We start from the raw sequence: 22,965 nt of genomic DNA on the forward strand, positions 1-22,965 counted from the left end.
CTACGGCCAGGGCCCTGTGACGCGTGCGAGTTCTGCGTCGGCGCTGTCGACGGGCTTGGGTTGTTGGAAGATCTCGACTGCCATCGCGACCATGACCAGCGAATACACCAGATGAAGCAGGTGTATGGCGTCCTCGGGTAATTCCTCGAGGGGGAATTTGTCGCAGTAGGCGATAGCGTCCTCGACACGCGGAAAGCACGCGTCATAGAAGCCGATCAGCTCTTGCATGGGACTGGCAAGGCGGCGGGCGTAGCGTTCGGATTCGGTCTTCAGACACCACGTGACGGCGAACCGTTCGAGGTCGGCGAAGGCAGGCGGCAGCATTGTCGATGTCATCGCTCACCGGCTCCGGTGAGATCGTGGCGGTACTCATCGACCCAGTCGGCGACGACCTTGTGGAAATGACGCACGAGGATTTCCTGATCATTGACCGGGAAATGAGTCATGCCCGCCGTGCGATATGCCGATTCCAGCGCGGTCTGTGTGCCGGTGAGCATGCCGGCGTCCTGAAGGGCGAACTCTTTGAACACCACCGAGGCGACCTCGTGTTCGACTCGCTCACGGGCCGTACGCGCCGGCTGGAAGCACAGCATTCCCTCGAACCGGTGGGAGTTGTAGGAGGTCGGCCAATAGCGGTAGAGCAGATACCAGCCGCGATAGATGAGGATCTCGATGTTGGGAAAGATCTGGAAGTTGTCGATACCCCACGGCTCGACCCGACCAGGATTCAAGCCCTTGGGCGGCTCGCCCAGATCCGGCGACTCCCACGGGCCGACCAGGCCGCTGCGGGTGATCCGTTCGATCGGATACATGAACTCCGCCGGCATCGTCCAACGTCGCGCACCACCGGTGGAGACCATCCGATGTGGGCCGCCGACCTGGAAATGCGCACACTCGAAACCTTTCCCGGGGGTGCGCACGGCGCTGGGGACCTGCTGCGAATGCAGGCCGGGGACGTGGTAATACTCCTGGAACGCGTCGGCGAACAACTTCCAGTTGCTCTGGTTGTCAGCCTTGAATTCGTACCATTCGGTCATCTTGTCGAACGGGTAGCCATCCAGATCGGTGATCATCGGGCCCAGGAATTCGCGCAACGTCTGCCGCGGCGTGGCATCGAGATTGACGAAGATGAATCCGGCCCACACGTCGCAGTGCACCGGAGCCAGACCGAGCTCCGCTTTGTCGAGGTCGAAGAACTCGCCCTCTTGCTGCACGAAGCTCAGGGAGCCGTCGAGTCCGTAGCGCCAGCCGTGGTACTTACAGGTGAACTGGCGGCATGTCCCCGCGGTCTCCTCCCGGGGAAACTCGTTCCAGACGAGTTTGTTGCCGCGATGGCGACACACATTATGGAACGCGTTGATGGCACCGTCACGATCGCGCACCACGACGATCGACGTGCGCGCGACATCGAGTTCCTTGGTGAAGTAGCTACCGGTCTTCGGCACTTGCTCGACCCGACCCACATTGAGCCAGGCGCGCTTGAAGATGGCCTCGCGCTCGAGTTCGAAGAACTCCGGCGACACCGAATCCTCGAACGACATCATCGATGTACCCAGCTCGGGGTAGTGCTGGGTCCAACTGCCTTCGATGGGTCTCGGCCATTGATGGGGCGTAGCCGGTTCGTCTACGACTTTGCTCATGATCGTTCCTCCCGTTCCGGGTCCGGTTGCAGGGCAACACTGTTCAACACCATCGCCAGGCACAGATACGAGCCGGCGACGAACAACAGCTCGATCAGTTGCCGATTGTCGAAATGGAGTTCGAGCTGTGCCCAGGTGGCGTCGTCGACGCGATGCTGATCGAGTAGTTGGTCGGTCATCGCCAGCAGCGAGCGCTGCACCGGCGACCACACCGGCGCCCGCGGTCCGGAGCGCACCCCGACGATCTGCTCCTCGGTGAGGCCGAGGGCCGTGGCGATCCGAACATGCTGTGTCCATTCGTAATCCGACCGGCTGCGCCACGCGACCCGCAGGATCACCAGTTCGCGGTCTCGCGGGTCGACCGTGGGGCGCTCGATCAGCAGGCCGTTGTAGGCCAGCCACGCTCCCGCCAGTTCGGTGTGATGGGCCAGCACCCCGAGAATGCCCGGCATGGCTGGGGCGTCGGGTGCTCCGGAGAGGTACCGGTCGGCCGATTTGACGTGTCCGCGGAACACGGCTCGCGTGTTCTCGTCCCACTCCCGTACCGGCAGCGGCGCCAGTCGAGGAACGGTGGAATGTGTCATATCACCGACCCGCCGTTCACTCCGAGGACCTGCCCGGTGATGTAGCCGGCCTGCTCCGAGCACAGGAACACGCACGCCGCGGCGATGTCCTCGCCGGTTCCCAGGTGACCGACTGGGATCGCCTCGGCCATCCGGGCGCTGTCGGGCAGATGCCCGGCGGCCTGCGACTGGCGCGACATGGGCGTATCGATGCCGGAAGGCGGAATCGTATTGACCGTGATTCCCGCGGCGGCGTATTCGCGCGCCAAGGCCTTGGTCATCGAGAGAACGGCGCCTTTGGACGCGGTGTAGTGCACCATGCCCGGCGAGCCGCGCTGCGCGCTCGACGACGAGATCGTTACGATGCGACCCCAGCCGGCCGCGACCATGTCCGCGACCACGGCTTGGGCGCAATGGAATACCCCGTTCAGGTTCACGTCGACGATGCGATTCCACGCCTGCGGTGTGATCTCGGTGAACGGCGCGAAATCGACGGAACCCGCACTGGTGACAAGGATTTCGATCGCGCCGAACTCGACGCGAACCTTGCCGATCGCCTCGCGGACCGCGTCGCGATCGGTGACGTCGACCGCGCAGGCCATTGCCGTCGCACCGGTGGCACGCAACTGCTCGGCGACGCGCTGCGCGGCCGCGCCGTCGATATCGAGAACCGCGACTCGATGTCCTGAATCGGCGAGCCCCATGCAGATCGACTCGCCCATACCGGACGCTCCGCCGGTCACCACCGCAACTCTGGCTTGTGTCGACCGGCCGCGTACCGGCTCCGAAACCGTAGTGGCTGTGCTGCTCATATCCGTGTTCCTCTGCTCGTCGGCAAGGTGGGCGATCGCCGCCAGGGCGCGATGGCGCCGTCGTCGGCGCGGGGGAGGCACTTCCTCCGTGGAATGGGTGGTCGCGATGGGCCGGCCGTCGGTGGGCTGCCGCAACGACCGACGAGGTATGTTCCTTATTTAATCGAGTGCTCAATTTGAGCGAGTGATTAAGATATACGTGACGGCGCTCACGACTGTCAAGAGTCGGAATCGCGAACCGGCCTTGCTGACGATCACGGCCCACGCGGCCGTAAACTGGTGAACCCCAACACCGCTGGGCGCCGTCCGATCATGAATCGCGATCCACGCGGCAGGCCGAGCGCCTCTCGCACGACAGACAGGTCCCCATGTGAAGCCCGAGCGCAGCTCTGACGCCGAGAACTCCACCTCCCGCTCCGCACTGCTGGACGCGGCCGAGCACATCATGCTGGAGGAGGGCTACGCCGCCGTCAGCTCACGCCGACTCGGAACCAGAGCCGGGGTGAACCCCGCCCTCGTCTACTACTACTTCGACAACATGGACAACCTGTTCGTCGAGCTGTTCCGGCGGGGGGCCGACCGCAGCTACGAACGTCAGCTACGCGCACTGGAATCAGCGCAGCCGCTGTGGGCGCTGTGGGACTCCATTCATGACCAGTCGCACACCGCTCTGACCATGGAATTCGTGGCCCTGGCAAACCACAGGAAAGCGATTCAGGCCGAGATCGCCGAATCCTCCCGGCGATTCCGCTCGCTCCAACTCGACGCGGTGGCAAAGATCCTCGCCGACTACGGCGCGAGTGCGGTCCGTTACACGCCCGGCGCCCTCGTGCTGCTGATGTCGAGCATCTCCCGCTTTCTTCGGATGGAGGAGGCCTTCGACGTCGACACCGGCCACGCCGACGTCATCGACCTCATCGAGTCGTTCCTGCGTGAGCTCGAAGGGGAGCGTCGGGGCCGGGTGCGGTAGCCCAGCCGCCGGGGGTGAGCGGCGGCTTCGGGCGCTCTTCACTGATTCGTCCGATTCCGGGTCCGAGCCCTCCTCGGGTGGTACCGTCTGCGACCAGTAACACGGTTACTACTCGAGAAAGGCGCCCTCTCGTCGGGGCGACAACTGCACCTATGATCACTTTTTCTGCCCGTGCGCATCGACGCGCCGGACTGATACTGGCTGCCGCGCTGCTGGTGTCGCTGGGCGCGGTGAGCGCGCATTCCGCGCCGCCCGCGACCCGCGCCGACTGTCTGCCCGGTTCGGCGCCCGAATCCGGTTTACAGGGCGACGTCCCCGCCGCCGACCGTGACAGCGGTCGTTCTCGGGACGGATTCCGTTGCAACATGCGCTTACTCGGTGCCGCGGGCGGCCGGGGCGGTGGCATCACCTCGGTGACCTTCGAACACTGCGCCTACGTCGGCACGTTCTTCTCCGGTGATCTGGGGAGTCCGGACGCCGGCGTGCACGTCCTCGACGTGCGCGATCCGGCCGCACCCGTGCGCACCGCCACACTGACCGAACCCGCGATGCTGGCGGGAACCTGGGAGAGTCTGAAGGTCAACAAGACCCGCAAGCTGTTGGTCGGCGCGGGCGTGCCCGCCCTGGTCGGGGCGGGCTTGCTCTCGGTCTACGACATCAGCGACTGCGCGCATCCGCGCCTGCTCAACCCGGGCACCGGGACCGATCTGTCCCTGCCGCTGCCGATCACCGCCCACGAGGGCGGCTTCTCTCCGGACGGCCGCACCTACTGGAGCTCGGGTACCGCGCCCGGCCTGCTCAGCGCGGTCGACCTGACCGACCCGGCGAACCCGCGGGTCGTGTGGCAAGGGCTGCCCGGCCTTTCCATGCACGGGATCGGCGTCTCGCCGGACGGCAACCGTCTCTATCTGGCGAACAACATGGGCGGGATGAAGATCCTCGACATCAGCGCGGTCCAGCGGCGCGATCCCGCACCGCAGGTGCCCGAGCTCGCCGATATGACGTGGTCGGATGGTTGGGCGACACAGCACACCGTCCCGGTGACCTACGGGGGAGTGCCCCATGTGTTCGCCGTCGACGAAGCCGGGTCCGGTGGTGTGAAACTCATCGACGTCTCCGACGATCGTCAGCCGCGGATCACCGGCTCGATCAAGCTCGAGATCAACCTGCCCGAGCACCAGGACGCCATGCTCGCGTCGGCGGCGGGTGGGTCGCTGTTCTCCTACGACGCGCACTACTGCGCCGCCGACCGGCCCGCCGATCCCACGGCCTTGGCCTGCGGCTGGACCTCGTCGGGAATCCGCGTCTTCGACGTGCGCGATCCCGGAAAGGTCACCGAGATCGGCTATTTCAACCCACCCGCCCGCACCGGGGAAAATGCCGCACTGTCGAACTCGCCGCACGCGCTCGCCTCGATCATCGGCCTGCCGCTGCTGTCGGCGCCCTCGGTCGCGCAGGCGATCTTGCGGGGCGAATTCGATCCGGAGCAGGCGCTGAGCCCACGGACCGGCACGGTGGCCTTCGGGGACCTGTCGACCGACTGGTGTTTTTCGCCTCCGGAGTGGCGCGGAAATCAGCTCTGGACTACTTGCGCCGACAACGGGTTCCTGGCGCTCGAGCTGTCACCGCAGGTCTACACCCCGCCGCTCGACCAGAACTCGACCACCGGATCATGAGCTGGCGCAGCGGCTTCCGCTTCGCCGCGTTGGGTGGGCTGGCACTGCTGCTGCTCGCGATGGGCGCGGCCCTGCGGCCTGTATTGCCCGCTGACACCACCGCCCCGAGGGTTCTGAGCGAGACCGAAATCGGTTTTGTTCAGGACATGGTGGCCCACCATGGGCAAGCTCTGCTGCTCGCTCAGCGGCTCCACGCCGACGCTGATCCGTTCGTCATCGGCCTGGCCCGGCAGATCGCCGACAGTCAGCGCACCGAACTGGGCATGTTGCTCGGCTGGCTCCGCTTGGCGGGCGCGCCCGTCGTCAACGAGCGCCCGATGGCATGGATGTCGGATTCCGAAGACGGACACCGACATTCGGCTGATCACTCGGCCCGATCGATGCCGGGGACGGCCTCGGCCACCGAGCTGGACGAGTTGGCCGCCGCGCGCGGTGGCCAGGCCGAGATCACTTTCCTGCGCCTGATGCGGCGCCATCACGCCGGCGGCATCGACATGGCGACCGCTGCGGACGCCCTGCTCACCGGCGGTGAGGTCGAACGCTCGGCCCGCGAGATGGTGCGCACCCAGGGGCAGGAGATCGGACTGATGTCCCTACTGCTGGACCGGCGCGGGAACTGACCCGTGCCCCGGACAACACACGATGAAGGTATTGCTATGTCTACGATGACACGCCGTTCGCTACTGGGCGGTGCCGCCGCTGCGGGGTTGCTGCTCGCTTCGGCCCGTGGCGCCGCTGCGCAGAACCCGATCGCCGCCCGCACCGGGGGTGTCCCGCTGACCGAGGAGGAGCGTCGGGTGGTGGTGATCGGCTCCGGATTCGGCGGCGGTGTCACCGCGCTACGGCTGGCCCAAGCCGGGGTGCCGGTGCTGCTGCTCGAGCGCGGAAAGCGCTGGGTCACCGGGCCGAACGCGGAGACCTTCCCCCGGGCCACCCAGCCCGACAAACGGTTGCTCTGGCATCGTTCGAGCCCGACGCTGTTCGGTACGCCACTGCTGTTCGAGCCCTATACCGGCCTGGTCGAAGCGGTGCCGGGTGCCGGCATGACGGCACTGTGCGCCGCCGGACTCGGCGGCGGATCGCTGGTCTACCAGGGCATGTCGCTGCAGCCGACCCGCGAGGTATTCGAAACCCACTTTCCCGCCGGGCTGGACTGGAAGCGGATGGACGAGGTGTTCTACCCTCGCGTCGCGCGCATGCTCGGCTTGGCCACCGCGCCGGACGAACTGGTCAACAGTGGGCCCTATGCCGCCGCACGGGTTTTCGCCGAGCGAGTCCGCGGCGCCGGAATGCCGCTGTCGAAGATCCCGATGCCGATCGACTGGGACTACGCGCTGGCTGAGCTGCGTGGGGAGATGAAACCGTCCTACACCAACGGTGACGGTGCGATGGGCGTGAACAACGGCGGCAAGCACACCGTCGATGTCACCTATGTCGCCGCCGCCGAGGCGACCGGAAAAGTGGACGTGCAGACCCTGCACGAGGTCACCGATATCGAACGTGCTTCCGATGGCCGCTGGGTGGTGCGCGTCGACCGGGTCGACACCAACGGCGTCGTCCAGGAGAACAAGGTCATCACGACAGGCACGCTCGTACTGTCCGCGGGCAGCCTCAACACCACGCGCCTGCTCGTGCGGGCCGGGGCCACGGGTGCGATCCCGGACCTCCCCGACGCACTGGGCAAGGGCTGGGGCACCAATGCCGACCGCATCTACGTCTGGCGTGATCCGGGCGCGAATTTCGGCTCCCCGCAAGGTGGTCCGGTGGTCTACGGCAGCAAGAACTGGGACGATCCGCGGTCGGCGTTCACCGTCATCCAGGCTTCTCTCCCACCGCTGTCGCTGGACGCGGGCAGCACCATGTTGGTCGGCTACGGCGTGAGCGAGGGACGCGGTGAATTCGTCTACGACGCGGGTTCCGACGCCGCGACACTGCGATGGCCGTCCGACGGCGATCGGGCGATCCAGGACGGCCATATCGACCCCGCCGTTCGCCGAATCGCGGGACCGGACGCGCAACTGATCGACACCAACGCGATCTTCCCGTCGACCTGGCATCCGCTCGGCGGCGCGAACATGGACAGTGTGTGCGATCTGGACGGCCGGGTGCTCGGCCAGCGGGGGCTCTACGTGCTCGACGGAGCTCTCATGCCCGGCAACACCGCCGCGTGCAACCCGTCCATGACCATCGCCGCGATCGCCGAACGCGCATTGGACGTCCTGGTGCGCACTGATGTCGGTGTGGTGATCTGAGCGAGGCGCCGACGCGGATAAGCGCCGGCGGGCCGATCGTCGTCGACCTGTACGGGGACGAACGGCCCGCTCGGCGCGGATACCGCGGTGCTACGCCTGACGTTCCATCGGCGCAGTCGCGGCACGTGCCGCCAGGAAGTCGTCGACGATGCGGGCGCAATCCTGGTGAGTCGAGGGGCGCAAGCCGATGAGCTTCGCGAAAACGAGCGGACCGACCAATTGCGACAGAACGAAGTAGGTGTCGAATTCGCCCAGTTGCCGACGGGCATCGGGGGTATCGAGCACCTGGTCGAACGGCACCCGGTACTGGTCGATGATGCGCTGGCTGAGCGAGGTGATGGCCGGATTGTCGGTGTTGCGGTCCGCCCCGGTCGCCAGCCACGCCAATGTCGACACCTGTAGTGGCGCATCACGAATCGCGTCGGCCTGCCGTTCCAGCAAAGTGATGAGCCGATCCCGCAGCGGGCCTTCCGGCGGAGTCTCCAGCGCCGGTGGAAGCAAACGTTCGATGGTGGCCGCCCGCAGTTGCATCGCATTGTCGAAATGCCGGTACAGGGTGGTTCTGGCGACCTTCGACAACTTGGTGACGCCCTCGATGGTCACCGCCTCCACTCCACCGGCCTGCAACAGGTCGGCAGCGGCATCGAGCAGGCGGGCGCGCGAGCGAGCCTTGCGTGGGTCGACTTCGACGTCGTCGGATCCGCTCATGTAGCCCAGTATTCCTCCGTCCAGGCAGATAACCTCATCGGCCTGCCTCCGGCAGTGTGGTTGTGCTACAAGTTGTAGCGTAGCAATACTAATAGTATCGGAGGCCCGATGGATTCCACCGGAAGTGTGCGATTGTCCGCGGCCCAGCGCTGGCTACTGACACTGTCCTGTCTGGCGGTCGTTCTCGTCACCTCCTCGATGGCGGCGCTGTACACGGCATTGCCGGAGATCGCGGCCGCCACGGGTGCCAGTCAGGCCGAACTCACCTGGATCGTCGACGGATACACCCTCGCGCTGGCCTGCCTCGTCCTGCCTGCGGGTGCGATGGGCGACAGGTACGGGAGGCGGGTGGTCCTCATCGTAGGACTGTTCATCTTCTCGCTCGCCTCGGCGGCGCCGCTGATCCTCGACACCCCGATCTGGCTGATTGCCGCGCGAGCCCTCACGGGAGTCGGCGCCGCGCTGGTCATGCCGTCCACGCTGTCGATGTTGACCGCGGGATTCCCGGTGGAACGGCGAGGCAGCGCGATCGGACTGTGGGCCGGCGTCTCGGGAGTCGGCGCGATTCTCGGTATCCTCGGCTCGGGTATCCTGATCGAAAGTTGGTCCTGGGTCTCTATTTTCGTCGGGATGGCCGTTGCCGGCGCGGTGCTCACGGTGGCAGCCTTCACCGTGCCCGAATCGGTGGACACATCCAGGCCCGCGATGGACCCGCTCGGCGCGGTCACCAGCGCCCTGGCAATCGGCGCGATCGTGGTCGCGGCGATCGAAGTGCCCGCGCGTGGCTGGCTCGATCCGATGGTGATCGCCGCGACCGTGATCGGGCTGACCCTCGCCCTGGCTTTCGTCGTCATCGAGAAGCGGGTCGCTCATCCGTTGATCGACATCCGGCTCTTCGCCGACCGAGGCTTCGGTAGTGGCACTGCGATAGTGACAGTGCAGTTCCTGGTGACCTTCGGCCTGTTCATGCTGATCGTGCAGCATCTTCAGCTCATCATGGGCTACCGGCCGCTGGTCTCGGCACTGGCACTTGCCCCGATGGGTATTCCGATGGTGGTGATCTCCGCGTTCGCACCCCGGCTGGCGGAGCGGATCGGATTGCGAATCCCCACTTTCGCGGGGTTGTTGGCAATCGGGGGCGGTCTGCTCATGATCGCGCAAGTCGACGCCCAGACCTCCTACCTGGCTCTACTCGGCCCGCTGTTGCTGATGAGCGCGGGGATCGGGTTGTGTACCGCGCCCGCCACAGCCGCGATCGTCGACGGCACCCCGGTGGAGAAGCACGGTGTCGCCGCGGCGGTCAACGACGCGGCCCGCGAAGTCGGCGCAGCGATCGGTATCGCGATAGCGGGCAGTGTGCTCGCGGCGGGTTACGGCCAGCGCATCGCCCCCGCACTGCCCAACCTCCCCGAGGCCGCGCGCGAACCCGTCGGCGACTCCCTCGCGGCGGCGCTCCAGGTAGCCGAGCGTGCGGGTCCACCGGCGCAGCCCCTTGTCGATTTCGCGAAGTCCGCGTTCATCCACGGCATGCACCAATCCGCCACAGTGCTGGGCTTTCTGACCATCGGCGCGGCCGTTCTCATCGCCGTCTGGACACCGGGCCGACGCCGCGCCGCCGCGCCCGTCGCCACAGGCCCTGACGATTCGCACCGAGAGGTCATCATCGAGTCCCGGGCGAACAGTGGGTCTTCGAGTTCCGACAGGAGTTGAGGCGCGTCCTGTCCGGTCCTCGGTGGAGAACCAGTGTTGTCGTTCGTCGAAGGCCGCCTGTCGACGTGGGGCACGCTTCTATCGAAAAACGGGTGTCGCCGGTGATTAATTCATAGCCTAAGGCTATATAAAAACAGATCTCGAGCGCGCCTATCGCAGATCTCGGGTACTTCGATGTATGACTGGAGAACTGGGATATTTGGGATAAAACGCCTGATTATCCCGTATTTTCTGCCGAAGGCATCCTCCGCCGAACCTTGTGTGTACGGTCTATCCCGTTCAGGTATTCGAGTGCTGTACATCACTGAGGGGTGCAATCTTGGGGAGGCGAATGTGCAAGTGGTCCGCAGTTCTGACAGGAGCGGTCGTCGCGGTCGGCGCGGGGCTGGTATCGGCGCCGGTGGCATCGTCGTTGCCGACCGCTGAGGTGGCCGTCGGCGACTTCTACAGCACGCCGATGCCACTGCCCGATGTGGCGGCGGGGGCGATCATCCGGACGGAGCCCGCGCATCTGGCCCTGTCTGTTCCGGGTCAGCCGGAGATGATTCCCGCATCGGCGACGCGAATCATGTATCGCAGCAACGACACCCATGACGAGCCGACCGCTGTGGTCGGGACGTATCTGGAACCCGCAGCGCCATGGACCGGGCCGGGTGAGCGACCCTTGGTCGCTTTCGCGGGTGGTTCGAAGGGGCAGGGCGATCAGTGTGCTCCGTCGAAATTGCTCGCGAAGCTCGTCGATGTCCAGCCGCCGATGGATGTGATGGTCGAGTTCGATGTGCTGGCGTTGTACGCGCTGCTGGCTCGCGGGATGGCGGTCGTGATGACCGACTACCAAGGTCTCGGCACGCCAGCCGTGCACGATTTCCTCAACCGGAAGTCGCAAGGGTATGCCGTGCTCGACGCCGCGCGGGCGGCATTGGCGCTGCCCGGCAACGGCATCGGTGCCGGTGCTCCGGTCATGCTGTACGGGTATTCCCAGGGCGGTTCGGCCACGGGCGCTGCCGCCGAATTGCAGCCGTCGTACGCTCCCGAATTGAACGTGCGCGGCGCGTATGCGGGTGCCCCGGTGGTCGATCTCATGGCCTTCATCGCGCACAGCGACGGCAAGTCCAATTTGGCGCCCGCCTACGCCTGGCTGTTGAACGGTATCGCCGCCGATTATCCCGATGCCCGTCCGGAACTGGACGCCGAACTCAACGACACCGGCAAGGCGATCCTGGCGGAGGAGCAGGGCAAATGCGCTGTGCTCAGCGGAATCGCGCAGCGCTTCCCGAGCACCGCGCAGTGGACAACCAGTGGTGAACCGCTGCGCGCGGTCATCGAGCGTTTGCCCGCGGTGTCGCGAGCGGTCGCCGAGCAGCAGCTCGGGAATCAGGCTCCGGCGGTGCCGGTGCTCGTAGCGTCGAGCCGCAACGATGACGTACCGCCGTACGGCACAGTCCGTTCGACGGTGGAGCAGTGGTGCGCAGCTGGTGCGACCGTCGAACTCGACGCCGACCTCCAAATGCCCGCGATCGCAGGCACCGCACCCGACCACGTGGTGTCGTTCTTCCCGGCGCTGGAAGGGTCGCAGCGATGGATGATCGATCGGCTCGCGGGTCATCCCGCACCGACCAACTGCCCGAGGCTGCCTTGACTCCAACATTTCGATGAGGATGTCGATGCGGGTGCCGGGACCGCGGCACCTGCTCGGGCGGTACTTGATGCCGGCGGCAGATCCGAAACGATTCCTCTGGGCATTCGGATTGCTGGCGCCGGTGTGCGCGCTGCTGCCCTCACAGTTGGTGATGCGTACCGGTCTGTCGATCTTCTGGTGGATCGAACCGATTATCGTGCTGTTCGTGATTCCGGTGCTGGATCGACTTGTCGGTGAAGACGGCCACAATCCCAGCGACGAGGACTACGAAGAACTCGGTGCCAACCGCTTCTACCGGTGGTGTACCTACCTGTTCCTGCCGATTCAGGTCGCTGCTCTGGCGATCGCTTGCCACCTGTGGGCCGGTCCGGAACTTCGATTCGTCGATAAGCTGGGACTGGCGGTGACCGTCGGCTTCTTGGCGGGAATCGGTATCAACGCCGCACACGAACTCGGTCACCGGGTCGAGCGGCTCGAGCGGTGGCTGGGGAAGGCCGCGCTGGCGCAATCCGGGTACGGGCATTTCTACGTCGAGCACAATCGGGGCCATCATGCTCGGGTTGCCACGCCGCAGGACCCGGCCAGCGCGCGGTTCGGTGAGTCGTTGTGGGAATTCCTGCCCCGTAGCGTGATCGGGGGCTTTCGGTCAGCGCTCGAACTGGAGCGGGAGCGGCTGCGCCGCCAGCAACGCTCGTGGTGGGGCCCGCGCAACAATATTCTGCAGGCGTGGGCGATGACGCTGGTGCTGTTCGGCGGGCTCGTCGCGACGTTCGGGCCGAGTGTGGTGCCGTATCTCGCCATTCAGGCGGTGATGGGCGTGTGGCTGCTCGAGACGGTGAACTACGTCGAGCACTACGGCCTGCTCCGACGTCGATTGCCGAACGGTCGCTGGGCGCGCTGCTCGCCGGCCGACAGCTGGAACTCCGACCGCCTTGTCACCAACATCTTCCTGTTTCACCTACAGCGGCACAGCGATCATCACGCCAATCCCGGCCGCCGATATCAAACCCTGCGCACCGCGCCCGAGGCCCCGCAGCTGCCCGCGGGCTATGCCACCATGATCGTTATGGCGTCGGTGCCCGCACTGTGGCGGCGCACTATGGATCACCGGGTCCTGGCGCATTACGACGGCGACCTCACCCGAGCCAATACGATGCCCGGCCGCACTCAGCGTGTGAGGCGCGGGTCGAAGTGATCGCGAGGAAGGCTGTCGCCGCGCGGTGCGGGATTCACTACAGACTGGTGGGCTCGCCGAACACCGCTCCGCTGTCGTCGACTTCGGGTGTTCTGGTTTGCACGTAGGTGTATTGGCGGATGGTGGCCGGGCCTACGCAGTTGTCGACTTTGATGTGGAAGTCGCGGGCCACGATCTGCACGGTCTTGCCCGGGATGAGCGGCTTGCCGTCACCGATATCGAAGTTGGTGATGTCGCCGGGTTGTAGCTGCAATTCCAGGAACAGACCCGGGTCCACCGCGATGGAGGGGGTGATGCCGTTGAACTCCTGCACCTGTCCCGATTCGAACTCCTGTGATTGCCCGGACTCCTGCGTCTCGATCTCCACCGACTCGCCGGAACTCGACCGCTCGACAGACCGCGACTGCGCCTGCTCTGTCGCCTGCCGCTGCGCCTGCTCCGTCGCGTAGTTCTGCTGCGGTCCCTCGAGCCCGAATTCCGTGGTGGGATCGACGCCAGGGACCGCAGTATCGAGCCTGGCCGCACAGCCGACCGAGTATCCGGTCTTGAGCACGCCCTCTGCCTGCCCGTCGAGCCGTCCGTAGGCGACAGTGGAGACCAACGCTTCACGGCTGATGGGGGAGCTGTTCAACGGCGCGATTCGATAGATGACCTCGTCATGTGTGCCGACGGTGAAACTGCCTATAGCCGACTCGAAAGTCTTCTCGTGCGGTGGCAGATTGACGCTATCGGCATGTGCGGTCGGCTGCGACAGTATGGCCAGCGCTGAGGCGGCACAGCTCACTCTCCGGATGATTCGCAACATGACCCCGGACACTAGCGACACCGACGGCCATTTCCCCTTCGTCGCGCGGGCGCGTGTCCCGACCGATGCAGCTTCTTGTTCCCTCGTTCATCCGGCACCCACACCGGTTCGGTCGATCGACGTCGCTGTCGCTGTCAGAATCCGCCCGCGGGCGGTCGTCCGGGCAGCAGGGTCCGGACTAGCTGTCCGGTCCGGCCTCGTGCCCAGGACGACCATGGGAGCGGCGGGCTTCTTTCATCTCGGCCTCGTACAGGTGGGTGCGGCCGTCGACGAGTTCGTCGCGGATCTCACGCTCGATCTGCCGGAACCGCGCGTAGTAGCCCTCGTCGTATTCCTCCACGATCTGGAAAGTCCACCGGCCGGGCAGCACGTTGCGGCCGACGAGCTCGGCGGCCAGCTTCTCGGCGAGCTGATGGTGGCCGGCCTCGCGCAGCATGTCCACGGCCTCACCGAGAGCGAGATCGGCACCGCCGGTGAGTTGGTGGAAGCTGTAGAGGTGTCCGCGAGCCCGTTCGGTCGTCTCCAACGCCTCCGACAGTTTGCCGACCGCTGCCACTGTCGGGGAGTCGACGCCGACGGGTCGCCGATGCCTCAGTGCAGGCTGATCGTTGTCAGTCATACCCCGAGGCTATCGCCGATCCTCTGATGTGGGCGCAGGGTCGCGGTGACGGCGCTGTACATGGTGGTTTTGATGGCGGCCAGCGTTGCCGGATTCTTGCCGAGGACGGGGGTGATCCGGTCGACGGCGGTGGTGAGGACCTCGGTTTCGGGGGCGGTGGCGTCGACGAGACCGACGGCCAACGCCTCCGGTCCGCTGAAACGGTGCCCGGTGGTCATGGCGGTCACCGCGGCTTGGGAGCTGAGCTTGGCCTGGATGAGGTCGGCCATGCCGGGGGTGAAGGGAATGTTGATGTCGACCTCGGGGAAGCAGTAGTAGCCGCGGTCTTCCCGCATCACGCGATAGTCGTGGGCCAGGGCCAGCATCGCGCCCGCACCGAAGGTATGGCCGTTGACCGCGGCGATGGTGGGCAGCGGAAAGGTCAGGATGCGGGCGAACAGTTCCTGGACGCGCCCGACGTACCAGTCGGCGCGATGGCCGTTGGCCATGAGCCAGTCCAGATCCAGGCCGTTGGAGTAGAACTTCCCGCTGCCGGTGGTGACCAAGCCCTGAGCGTCGCGCTCGACGCAGTCGAGGTGGGCGTTGACGGCGTCGAGCCAGTCCGGGGAGAAGCGGTTCTCGTCGACTCCGAGGGTCAGCACGGCGATCGTGTCCTGGTAGTGCAGGTTGGCGGTCATGATGTTTCCTTCACTTCGTTGTGGTGGGAGTGATGGTGGAAAGAGGTTGGGCAAGGACCGCGCGGACCGCGGCCGCGAGGCGTTGGCGCACTGCGAAATCGGGGTTTCGGCGGCCTCGCAGCAGCAGCGCGGTGGGCAGTTCCACCACGCAATCGCGGATGACGGCCACGGCCTCGCGGTCGGCGCGGTCGAACACGCGGCGCGACAGATTGACGAACAGCTCGGACAGGGTCTGATCGAGTCGGCGGAGCTCATCGGCGATGTCGTCAGGGATCTCGCTGGAACCGAGGAGTTCCCGGCGAGGCACGGTCAGCAGGAAACGTCCTGAGACCGGTTGCTGCACAAGGAATTCGGCGGGGGTATCGGCGGCGGCGACGACCGCCTCGATCGCGTTTTCGTGGGAGCGGCCGACGGCCGGCGCGCGGTCGACCGCCTCACGTTGCAGGGTCAGGAACCGCTGAGCGGCGCGCAGCCAGACCCGCCCCATCAGCCCGGCGCGGGAGCCGAAGGCGTGATAGATCACGCCGTTGGACACCGAGGTGACTTCCGAGAGCGCGCGGACAGTGACCGCGGCGGGTCCGGAGTCGACCGCCAGCTGTTCGGCGGCATCCATGAGCGAATCCAGGGCATGTACGCGAGGGCGGGGCATGATCGAAGCATAACAGAGCGTCCGCTCTAAAACTGCTCCGGTTAATTAGAGCACACGCTCTTGTTTGATTGTGGAGCATGTGCTCCCGTCTGTGGAGTCCTGGTGGGCAGTCCTTCGGCGAGGACGAATCGTCACAGTTCGGTGGTCGGCCATATCGGGGGCGGTCTCGCCAGCGGGCCCAGGCCATTTCGCGGGGTTGCGATCGCACGTACCCCTTGCCGTTGAGCTCCGGCAGTCGGTACCCCGGTGCGGAGTTAAGACACTGTGGCGCAACGGTATTCGAGAACCTGTCAGGGGGTTCGCGTCGGCGGCAGACGTCAGTAGTGCCGCCTCGGACCGGCGTGGCCACGGTCGTGTCGTGGCCGGGGAATTGGGTAGAACCCAAATATCCGCGATCGGTCCCGTGGAATGTTACAAAGCACTGAATCGCTTGTGCAGCAACATAATTGACGACGTAGAGTCGTCGGCACAGCGAAGTCGTTCTCTTCAGATGACCGATCGCCGGACAATGGCGTTTTCGTGAACGGTCTGTGCAGGTTTCCCGGCCGTACCCACATTGTCCCCGTCATGTCGACGTGACCATCCATGGATCGTGACGTCCGAACTCACCGTTCCAGCGCAAGACCAGCGCACCGTATGCCTACGTGCCACGACGCTACGGATCTGTCCGCAGGTTCCTGGCGTGAGGTTCGAGGCCTCAGATCAGGGGGAGGTCAACTGACCCGTCTCGATCCTGTCAGCCCCAGTGAACCATCCGGGGATCTCACCGCCATGTGGCCGCACCAAAGGAATTCAGCGTTATGGACAATCCCGCGCTACCCGAAGTCCGCCGTAACGATGCTCGTCCGACAGGGAACCCGCAGCGCCAGGGCGAACCCGTCGCGCTGATGCTCAGACATCCGAGTGCGACTGAGCCGATCACCGAATACCAGGGCTCCGCGACGCGCGAACTGCTCGCGCTGGTCAACGCGCGCCTGTACGAAATCCTCATCAGCGGTGGTGAATTCGACGATATCTGCAGGCACATCCTCGCCGCTCCCGGCAAGCGGGTGCGGGCACGTCTGGTTCTCGCGAGTGCGGGTCTGCTCGTGACCGACGCGTGCGAACCCAGTCGCGCCGCCATCGATCTGGCCTGTGCGATGGACATGCTGCACGAGTCCTCGCTGGTGCACGACGATATCTGTGATGGTTCGCTGCTGCGCCGCGGCGCGACCTCGGTGCCCGCCGCGTTCGGTGTGCGCGTCGCCGCCAGAGCGGGATTCCACATAGCAGGTGCTGCGGTGCAACTGATCGCGCAGGTGCTTGCCGACAACCCGAGAGCGTTCGCGTGTCTGGGTGAATTGCCCGGTGTGACGTATTCCGACGGGCTGTCGGATCTGTCATTCGGCCAGCTCATCGAGATGCTGCCGCCCGCGGTCGAAGCGACCGCGCTGCGCCGTCATTACCGACTCGTCGCCGGCGCCAAGACCGGCACCTTGTTCCGATTGTCATGCTCCTACGGCGGCACCGCGGGCGGCGCCGATCACGATCGCCTGCGAGCGTTGATGACATATGCCGATGAGCTCGCACTCGCGTTCCAGATCATGGACGACGTCCGCGATATCGAGGGCGGTCCGGAACTGGGCAAGGACGCAGGTGGCGACCTGGAACGACGGGTTCCGACCTGGCCGGTGATCGAATGGCTCGAGATGCGCCCCGGAGCGCGGGAGATGTGGCTGTCCGCGGACACCTCGAGCGCGACCCTGCAAACCGATCTGATCGACAGCGGGGCCACCGGAGCCGCGCGCACGGTTGCCCTCGACGCCACGCAGAAGGCGAGCGCTGCGCTCGACATCTTCCCGTCGTCGTCTGCTCGCGACGACCTCCATGCACTGCTACAGGAAGTGATCACCCGATGAGACAGACCAGAATCGGATCACTCGCCCATGGATTTCGACACCTGCGCCGCGCACCGGACATGGCCGCGCTACGGGCCGCCTCCTCACCAGAGGAGCTGGCCCGGCTGGCGCTGATCCCCGCCGGTCGCAACCTGGGTATCTCGGTGAGCTTCCTGCCTACGCATCTGCAGGCAGAGGCCACCGCCGCCCTGCTGGCCTGCCGAGTTCTCGACGCCTTCGAGGACCTCAGTGACCGCGCGATCGCGAGCTGCGCCGTGCTGGACGCCGCGGACTACCTCAACGGCAACACCGACACCAAGCCTCCCGCATTGCCTTCGGTCAGCGCGGAAGCCCGCGACAGCGAAGCGGTCGACCGGCTTCTGGCCGAGCGCATCGGCGACATCAGGGCTCTGCTCACAGCGCTGTCGCCGGCCGGGCGCAAGCGTGTCGGCGCGGTGGTCATCGATGTCGCACGGGTGATGGCCCGCAACATCGACTCGCCGCTACCGCGGGTCGCCTACAGCGAAGGTGTGCTCGGCCGGGTCACCTATTACGCGTGTGAACTCGTCACCGAACCCGTTGTGCCCGAGGCGGATCTGCGCGAACTGGCCGGCTGTCTGGCCATCATCGCCCAGTCCGCCAACGACCTGCGCGACAACGAGCTGGAGATCTACGGCGTCGCCGACCGTGCGGAACTGAAGCGGAAGGTGATGCTTCAGCTCCTGGTGCCGGCGTTGGGCGGCTTCGCCCTGCTGGCCAGGCTCGGTCCCGCCACGCCGAGTTTCGGTGCGCGGGCGGCGATGGCGCACATGACCATCACCACGACCGCGTTTTTGTGCGGTGCCGTCGACGCGCCGCCGCCCTTCCGGCGCAAGGTCGGCGCCGCGCTCCTCGCGGCGGCCTCGTCGAAGTACTGGACCAGGATGCTGGATCGGGTGCGGCGAAGTGTCGACGTGGCAGTCCACCGAATGCTGGACGACTCACCGGAGTTCGGCGACGGGACGAACACGGTGACCGAGGCGCTCGTGGTGGGCGACCCGCTGTCGATGCCGACCTCGCTGGTACCGCTGATCGTCGACACCACCTTCGCCATGGTGCATACCCTGCCCGAAGGCGCGCTGACCGGCGAGCTCACCGACGCCGAGGTACGCACCATGTTGATCGCCGACCACCTGGCGTTCAGCGCTATGGAACGGGTACCACCGCACGACCCGGACGCACTGCAAGCCCTCGCCACACAACTCCAACTCGGCGCCCTCGACACCGGCGGGGGCGATCGGTAGGCCAGCTTTCAACGCACTATCTCTCGGACGAACCGCTCGCCGATCCACTACCCAGGATGCACAGCGGATTCGCCACCATGGCAGCCTGTGCCGAACCGGACGACGAACCGGTGATCCCGGAGTCGACCGGGGGCGTATTCGGCACCGGTGCTGACGGGTTGCCCGAGCCGCCCGTCAGCATCGACGCGCCGTCGAGATTCGCGGGAGCCGAGACATCGAGCAGGTCCAGAACGGTCGGTGTGATGTCGGCGAGGGTGTATCCGTTGTTCTGCGTTCCCGCCGCGAACCCCGCTCCCCGCGCGATCACGAAACTGGCTGTCTCGTAGGCGCTCTGCCCGCCATGCCCCCCGTCCGGCTTGTGTCCGTGGTCGGTGGTCACCAGGATCGTCCACCGCTCGTTCGAATGCGCGGCCGCTCGGGCGTCCACCGCGGCGGTGATCTGCCCGACCAGGCCGTCGACTCGGCCGATGGCATCGCGATACGCCTGCGGCCAGACCCCGCGCAGCGTGTGACCCACGATGTCCACCTGATCGAGGTGCGTGAACAGCAGATCGGTCGCCTCCTCGGTGATGGCCGCGACAACCTCCGCGGTGGCATGGGAATCGGCGGTGGTCTCACAGACGCCCGCACCGGTGGGATCGATCTGGGTGACGGCCACCCGGTCGGCCTGCGGGCTGCCGGTGCGCGCGATCATGCCGATCTTGTCCCAGGTCCCGATGGAGGCCGTCGACAACGCCGGACGCTCCCGCTCCACCTGGGTGAACACCGTCGGATACTGTGCGAAAGGTCCTGCGGTGCAAGTGGAGCCGTTGTCCTGGATCCCGTGCTTGGTATCCCACACACCGGTCAGCGCCGTTGCCCACGAGACGCACGACATGGTGGTGTGCGGGGCGATGGAGGTGCGTGCCAGGGTGCCCTCCGCGGCCAGGCGGTCGAGGTTGGGGGCATCGGCCGCCGACACCTCACTCCACAGGGTGCCGTCGATGCCGATGACCACGACCTTGTTCACGACGGGAGCCGCGGGGGCGGGCGCTGCCGCGGCGAAGGGGACAGCAGCCAAGGTGGCGGCAGCGAGTATGCGGTGAGTACGAGACATGCGCGGCACCGTAGTTGCCGAGCGACTACGACACCCCGCAAATTGGACAATTGACCTGTACGGTCCCGCCCACTGGGAAATCTCCATAGTCGCGCGCCCGTTGCGTGCGGTGAATTTCCGAGCCATTGCTGTGTGAGGTTCGGTTGATTGCCATGGGCTATCGCTCGCTGTCGACGCTCGAAACGGCCGTAGGGTCGTCGAACATGAGCATTCGTCTCGGATACCAGATGCCCTACTTCGGCTACGCGGCCTCCCCACGCGAACTGTTCCCGCAGGTCATCGCGCAGGCGCGGGAGGCGGAAGCGGCCGGATTCGATGCCGTGCTCTTCATGGACCACTTCTATCAGGTCTATGGGCAACCCGACGACTGGATGCTGGAGGCCTACACCGCCCTGGCCGGGCTGGCCACCGTCACCGAGCGAATCCAGCTGGCCACCCTGATGACCTGCAACACCTACCGCAATCCGGCGCTGCTGGCCAAGATCGTCACGACGCTCGATGTGATCAGCGGCGGCCGCGCGGCCCTCGGCATCGGCGCGGGCTGGTTCGAGCAGGAGCACCTCGGCTACGGCTTCGAATACGGCAGCTTCACCGAGCGGTTCCAGCGGCTGGACGAGGCCCTGCAGATCATCTCGCCGATGCTGCGCGGGCAGCGGCCGACCTTCCAGGGCAAGTGGTACCGCGCCGAGAACGCGATCAACGAGCCGAAGGTGCGTGACGACCTACCGATCCTGCTCGGTGGCGGCGGTGAGAAGAAGACCTTCGGCCTGGCCGCGCGGTACGCCGACCACCTGAACCTCCTCTGCCACACCACCGACCTACCGCGGAAATTGGCCACACTGCGACAGCGCTGCGAGGAAGCCGGGCGCGACCCGCAGACCCTGGAGACCAGCTTCCGCGCGGTCGTCGTCGTCGACGAGAACGGCGACCGCGCGCGCAAGCTGGCGCGGGAGTTCATGCAGCGCGATGTCGTGGTGGTGATCTCGCAGGACAGCGTGTTCGCTGGCACCCCCGACGATGTGGCGGAGCAGGTCCAGCGCCGCATCCTCGATCACGGGGTCGACGGCCTCATCGTGAACATGGTCGCCAACGGTCACGAACCGGGCATCCTCGAACTGGCGGGCAAGGCCCTGAGCCCGCTGGTCCACGGCTGAGTCGCGCCTTTTCGGCCTGGCAAGAATGGGTGTGGCGCGGATTAGTGCCCCGCCGAGGAGGTAGCCGTGCTTATCGAGTCGACCTCGTGCGGCGAACGTCTCGGCTCGGAAAGAGGCTGTCCCACAGTTTTGTCGGGGTGCGTTCGGGATCCATCAGCTCGTTTTCCGCCAGGACGCTGTCCTCGTCCGCGACGGTGTCGGGGTCGAATCGGACCAGGGTGCGGCCTTCGCCGCGCAGCGCTTCGACGGTGCGCACGAGCGAGGATGTTTCCGCGAGGGTGGCGTCGAATTTCGCGGGGTCGGCGTCGAGGTGTTCGCAGAGCAGGCGGCGGCGGATGCCGAGGATGGTGTCACGGAGGACTTCGCCGTCGGCGGTTGTCGGGGTGACCTCGACGGCGAGGTCGCATTCGGTGTCGAAGCCCATCGATCGATTGTTGAGGTTCGACGATCCGACCCGCAGCAGGCGGTCGTCCATCACCAGCACCTTGGCGTGGACATAGATGGGCGCACCGGCGGCGGTGACCGGGTAGTAGACGCCGAGTCGATGGTGGATGTCGGCTTTCCACAGCAGATGCAGGAGGCGTCGGCGGGCGCCGTCCATGGCCGCTTGCTCGAGCCAACCGTCGGCATTGCGGGGGAGTACCAGCACGATCTCCGGGCCGTTCGGCTCGCGTAGGCGCGCGGCGATCGCCTCGGCGAGGGTGCGCGATGCCAGGTACTGGCTCTCGATGTACAGCGCGCGGGTGGCGCCCGCGATCGCCGCGCGATACAGCGCCTCGATCTCACGGACCTCGGTGCGGTCGGCGAGTTCGGGCAGAGTTCGGGCGATCCCCACGTCGACGGAGCGCATCGTCGGCTCCAGGTCTTCCGGCCACGGCGTGTCCCCGGCGATCTCGTCGACCGGGCTCAGTTCTTGTCCCGTCGCCGATTTCCACCTGGCGGCGGCCAGTTCGCCGATGGCCTTCGCCGCGGCGCCGTCCACGGCGGTGGTCGCATCGTGCCAAGGGCCGTAGCGGTCGTCGTTCGGCGCGGTTCGGTAGGTGTTGTCGTCGCGGTGGTCGCTGGTGTCCCAGCGGTCGACGGTCATGTCGATGCCGCCGCAGAACGCGAGTTGGTCATCGATCACGATGATCTTCTGATGGTGCGCCGCGCCGACGGGGTGCGCGCCGTCGATTTCGAAGTGCAGGCGTCGGTCGGTCATCCAATTGACGACGAAGATCGGTGTCATCCCCCGGCCGATCGCGGCGAACGCACCGACATTCCACTTCAGCAGGTAGATCTCGAGATCTGGACGTTGCTTCGGCAGCCAGGACAGGAATTTGCCGAGCCGATCGGGCCCTTCGAGGGTCTTGCCCTGCGGTTCGAACTTGATCCGGGTGTCGAAGTCCCAGCCGATCAGCACGATGCGTTTGCGCGCCCGCAGCATCGCGGCCTTGGCGTAGTGGAAGTAGTCCGCCGCGTCGATGATGCAGGCCAGGCGATCTGCCTGGGCGATCTGCCAGCAGGTTTCGCCGGGAGTGAGGATTTGTCGCTCGTCGCTCATGTGTCGTCAGTCCCGTCGTTCGGCACCCGTCCCCGCAGGTGAACGATTCACAATACTGGGTGGGCCGCCGACCGCTCGGGGCCTACCCGCCGCTCCG

General features: G+C 66.0%; 21 protein-coding genes. 10 read left to right on the forward strand and 11 right to left on the reverse strand.

The window, feature by feature from the left end; all coding sequences use genetic code 11:
* From NS1_RS01285 to NS1_RS01300, 4 genes are read right to left on the reverse strand one after another with little or no spacing between them, the layout of a single operon-like run.
* Positions 1 to 336 (reverse strand): hypothetical protein, encoded by a 336-nt coding sequence (locus tag NS1_RS01285; protein WP_056809046.1) that lies wholly within the window; start codon positions 334 to 336, stop codon positions 1 to 3.
* Complete coding sequence (locus NS1_RS01290) at positions 333 to 1,640, reverse strand: aromatic ring-hydroxylating oxygenase subunit alpha (RefSeq protein WP_062980728.1); 1,308 nt, start codon at positions 1,638 to 1,640, stop codon at positions 333 to 335. The genes NS1_RS01285 and NS1_RS01290 overlap by 4 nt, the downstream gene beginning before the upstream one ends.
* Positions 1,637 to 2,224 carry a carboxymuconolactone decarboxylase family protein gene (locus NS1_RS01295; protein ID WP_056809043.1) on the reverse strand — a complete coding sequence of 196 codons (588 nt, stop codon included), beginning with the start codon at positions 2,222 to 2,224 and terminating at the stop codon, positions 1,637 to 1,639. The genes NS1_RS01290 and NS1_RS01295 overlap by 4 nt, the downstream gene beginning before the upstream one ends.
* The gene (locus tag NS1_RS01300; RefSeq protein WP_062981430.1) at positions 2,221 to 3,015 is read right to left on the reverse strand and encodes an SDR family NAD(P)-dependent oxidoreductase; all 795 of its coding nucleotides are present in this window, start codon (positions 3,013 to 3,015) and stop codon (positions 2,221 to 2,223) included. The genes NS1_RS01295 and NS1_RS01300 overlap by 4 nt, the downstream gene beginning before the upstream one ends.
* Positions 3,016 to 3,385: 370 nt before the next feature.
* On the opposite strand from NS1_RS01300, the gene NS1_RS01305 reads away from it, so the two are divergent.
* The 4 genes from NS1_RS01305 (at position 3,386) to NS1_RS01320 (ending at position 7,913) form a co-directional block, all read left to right on the forward strand.
* Entirely contained in the window at positions 3,386 to 3,985 is a 600-nt protein-coding gene (locus NS1_RS01305) for a TetR/AcrR family transcriptional regulator (protein WP_056809039.1), read from the forward strand.
* Positions 3,986 to 4,137: 152 nt separating this feature from the next.
* Positions 4,138 to 5,661 (forward strand): LVIVD repeat-containing protein, encoded by a 1,524-nt coding sequence (locus tag NS1_RS01310; RefSeq protein ID WP_062980730.1) that lies wholly within the window; start codon positions 4,138 to 4,140, stop codon positions 5,659 to 5,661.
* Entirely contained in the window at positions 5,658 to 6,281 is a 624-nt protein-coding gene (locus NS1_RS01315) for a DUF305 domain-containing protein (protein ID WP_062980732.1), read from the forward strand. The genes NS1_RS01310 and NS1_RS01315 overlap by 4 nt, the downstream gene beginning before the upstream one ends.
* A gap of 36 nt (positions 6,282 to 6,317) precedes the next feature.
* Positions 6,318 to 7,913 carry a GMC oxidoreductase gene (locus NS1_RS01320; protein ID WP_062980734.1) on the forward strand — a complete coding sequence of 532 codons (1,596 nt, stop codon included), beginning with the start codon at positions 6,318 to 6,320 and terminating at the stop codon, positions 7,911 to 7,913.
* A 90-nt stretch (positions 7,914 to 8,003) separates the two neighbouring features.
* Here NS1_RS01320 and NS1_RS01325 read toward each other — a convergent pair whose 3' ends face one another.
* Positions 8,004 to 8,621 (reverse strand): TetR/AcrR family transcriptional regulator, encoded by a 618-nt coding sequence (locus NS1_RS01325; protein ID WP_062980736.1) that lies wholly within the window; start codon positions 8,619 to 8,621, stop codon positions 8,004 to 8,006.
* A 108-nt stretch (positions 8,622 to 8,729) separates the two neighbouring features.
* Here NS1_RS01325 and NS1_RS01330 point away from each other — a divergent pair, with 108 nt between their 5' ends.
* The 3 genes from NS1_RS01330 to NS1_RS01340 all read left to right on the forward strand — a co-directional run bounded on the left by NS1_RS01330 (position 8,730) and on the right by NS1_RS01340 (position 13,165).
* Positions 8,730 to 10,331: an MFS transporter gene (locus NS1_RS01330; protein ID WP_063816041.1), complete on the forward strand. Its 1,602-nt coding sequence runs from the start codon at positions 8,730 to 8,732 to the stop codon at positions 10,329 to 10,331.
* 331 nt (positions 10,332 to 10,662) lie between these two features.
* Entirely contained in the window at positions 10,663 to 11,970 is a 1,308-nt protein-coding gene (locus tag NS1_RS01335) for a lipase family protein (protein WP_062980738.1), read from the forward strand.
* Between the two features lie 25 nt (positions 11,971 to 11,995).
* Positions 11,996 to 13,165 carry an alkane 1-monooxygenase gene (locus NS1_RS01340; protein WP_062981432.1) on the forward strand — a complete coding sequence of 390 codons (1,170 nt, stop codon included), beginning with the start codon at positions 11,996 to 11,998 and terminating at the stop codon, positions 13,163 to 13,165.
* A gap of 37 nt (positions 13,166 to 13,202) precedes the next feature.
* On the opposite strand, the gene NS1_RS01345 is transcribed toward NS1_RS01340, so the two are convergent.
* The 4 genes from NS1_RS01345 to NS1_RS01360 form a co-directional block, all read right to left on the reverse strand.
* Positions 13,203 to 13,970 (reverse strand): MspA family porin, encoded by a 768-nt coding sequence (locus tag NS1_RS01345; RefSeq protein WP_062980741.1) that lies wholly within the window; start codon positions 13,968 to 13,970, stop codon positions 13,203 to 13,205.
* 178 nt (positions 13,971 to 14,148) lie between these two features.
* The gene (locus tag NS1_RS01350; protein WP_062980743.1) at positions 14,149 to 14,589 is read right to left on the reverse strand and encodes a hypothetical protein; all 441 of its coding nucleotides are present in this window, start codon (positions 14,587 to 14,589) and stop codon (positions 14,149 to 14,151) included.
* The gene (locus tag NS1_RS01355; RefSeq protein ID WP_062980745.1) at positions 14,586 to 15,266 is read right to left on the reverse strand and encodes an enoyl-CoA hydratase/isomerase family protein; all 681 of its coding nucleotides are present in this window, start codon (positions 15,264 to 15,266) and stop codon (positions 14,586 to 14,588) included. The genes NS1_RS01350 and NS1_RS01355 overlap by 4 nt, the downstream gene beginning before the upstream one ends.
* 10 nt (positions 15,267 to 15,276) lie before the next feature.
* The gene (locus NS1_RS01360; RefSeq protein WP_062980747.1) at positions 15,277 to 15,915 is read right to left on the reverse strand and encodes a TetR/AcrR family transcriptional regulator; all 639 of its coding nucleotides are present in this window, start codon (positions 15,913 to 15,915) and stop codon (positions 15,277 to 15,279) included.
* A gap of 800 nt (positions 15,916 to 16,715) precedes the next feature.
* Here NS1_RS01360 and NS1_RS01365 point away from each other — a divergent pair.
* Together NS1_RS01365 and NS1_RS01370 are read left to right on the forward strand one after the other, a co-directional pair.
* A complete protein-coding gene (locus tag NS1_RS01365) occupies positions 16,716 to 17,813 on the forward strand; it encodes a polyprenyl synthetase family protein (RefSeq protein WP_062980749.1) in 1,098 nt (365 codons plus the stop codon).
* On the forward strand, positions 17,810 to 19,075 hold the full coding sequence (locus NS1_RS01370; protein WP_062980751.1) for a hypothetical protein: 1,266 nt from the start codon (positions 17,810 to 17,812) through the stop codon (positions 19,073 to 19,075). The genes NS1_RS01365 and NS1_RS01370 overlap by 4 nt, the downstream gene beginning before the upstream one ends.
* A gap of 16 nt (positions 19,076 to 19,091) precedes the next feature.
* On the opposite strand, the gene NS1_RS01375 is transcribed toward NS1_RS01370, so the two are convergent.
* Positions 19,092 to 20,171 carry an alkaline phosphatase family protein gene (locus NS1_RS01375; protein ID WP_062980753.1) on the reverse strand — a complete coding sequence of 360 codons (1,080 nt, stop codon included), beginning with the start codon at positions 20,169 to 20,171 and terminating at the stop codon, positions 19,092 to 19,094.
* A gap of 203 nt (positions 20,172 to 20,374) precedes the next feature.
* Here NS1_RS01375 and NS1_RS01380 point away from each other — a divergent pair, with 203 nt between their 5' ends.
* Positions 20,375 to 21,325 carry an LLM class F420-dependent oxidoreductase gene (locus NS1_RS01380; protein ID WP_062981434.1) on the forward strand — a complete coding sequence of 317 codons (951 nt, stop codon included), beginning with the start codon at positions 20,375 to 20,377 and terminating at the stop codon, positions 21,323 to 21,325.
* A gap of 70 nt (positions 21,326 to 21,395) precedes the next feature.
* Here the strand turns inward: NS1_RS01380 and NS1_RS01385 are convergent, their stop codons facing one another.
* Positions 21,396 to 22,868, reverse strand: a complete 1,473-nt coding sequence (locus NS1_RS01385; RefSeq protein ID WP_062980755.1) for a phospholipase D-like domain-containing protein — start codon at positions 22,866 to 22,868, stop codon at positions 21,396 to 21,398.
* Between the last annotated feature and the right edge of the window lie 97 nt (positions 22,869 to 22,965).

Source organism: Nocardia salmonicida NBRC 13393 (genome assembly GCF_001613085.1).
Taxonomy (GTDB): domain Bacteria; phylum Actinomycetota; class Actinomycetes; order Mycobacteriales; family Mycobacteriaceae; genus Nocardia; species Nocardia salmonicida.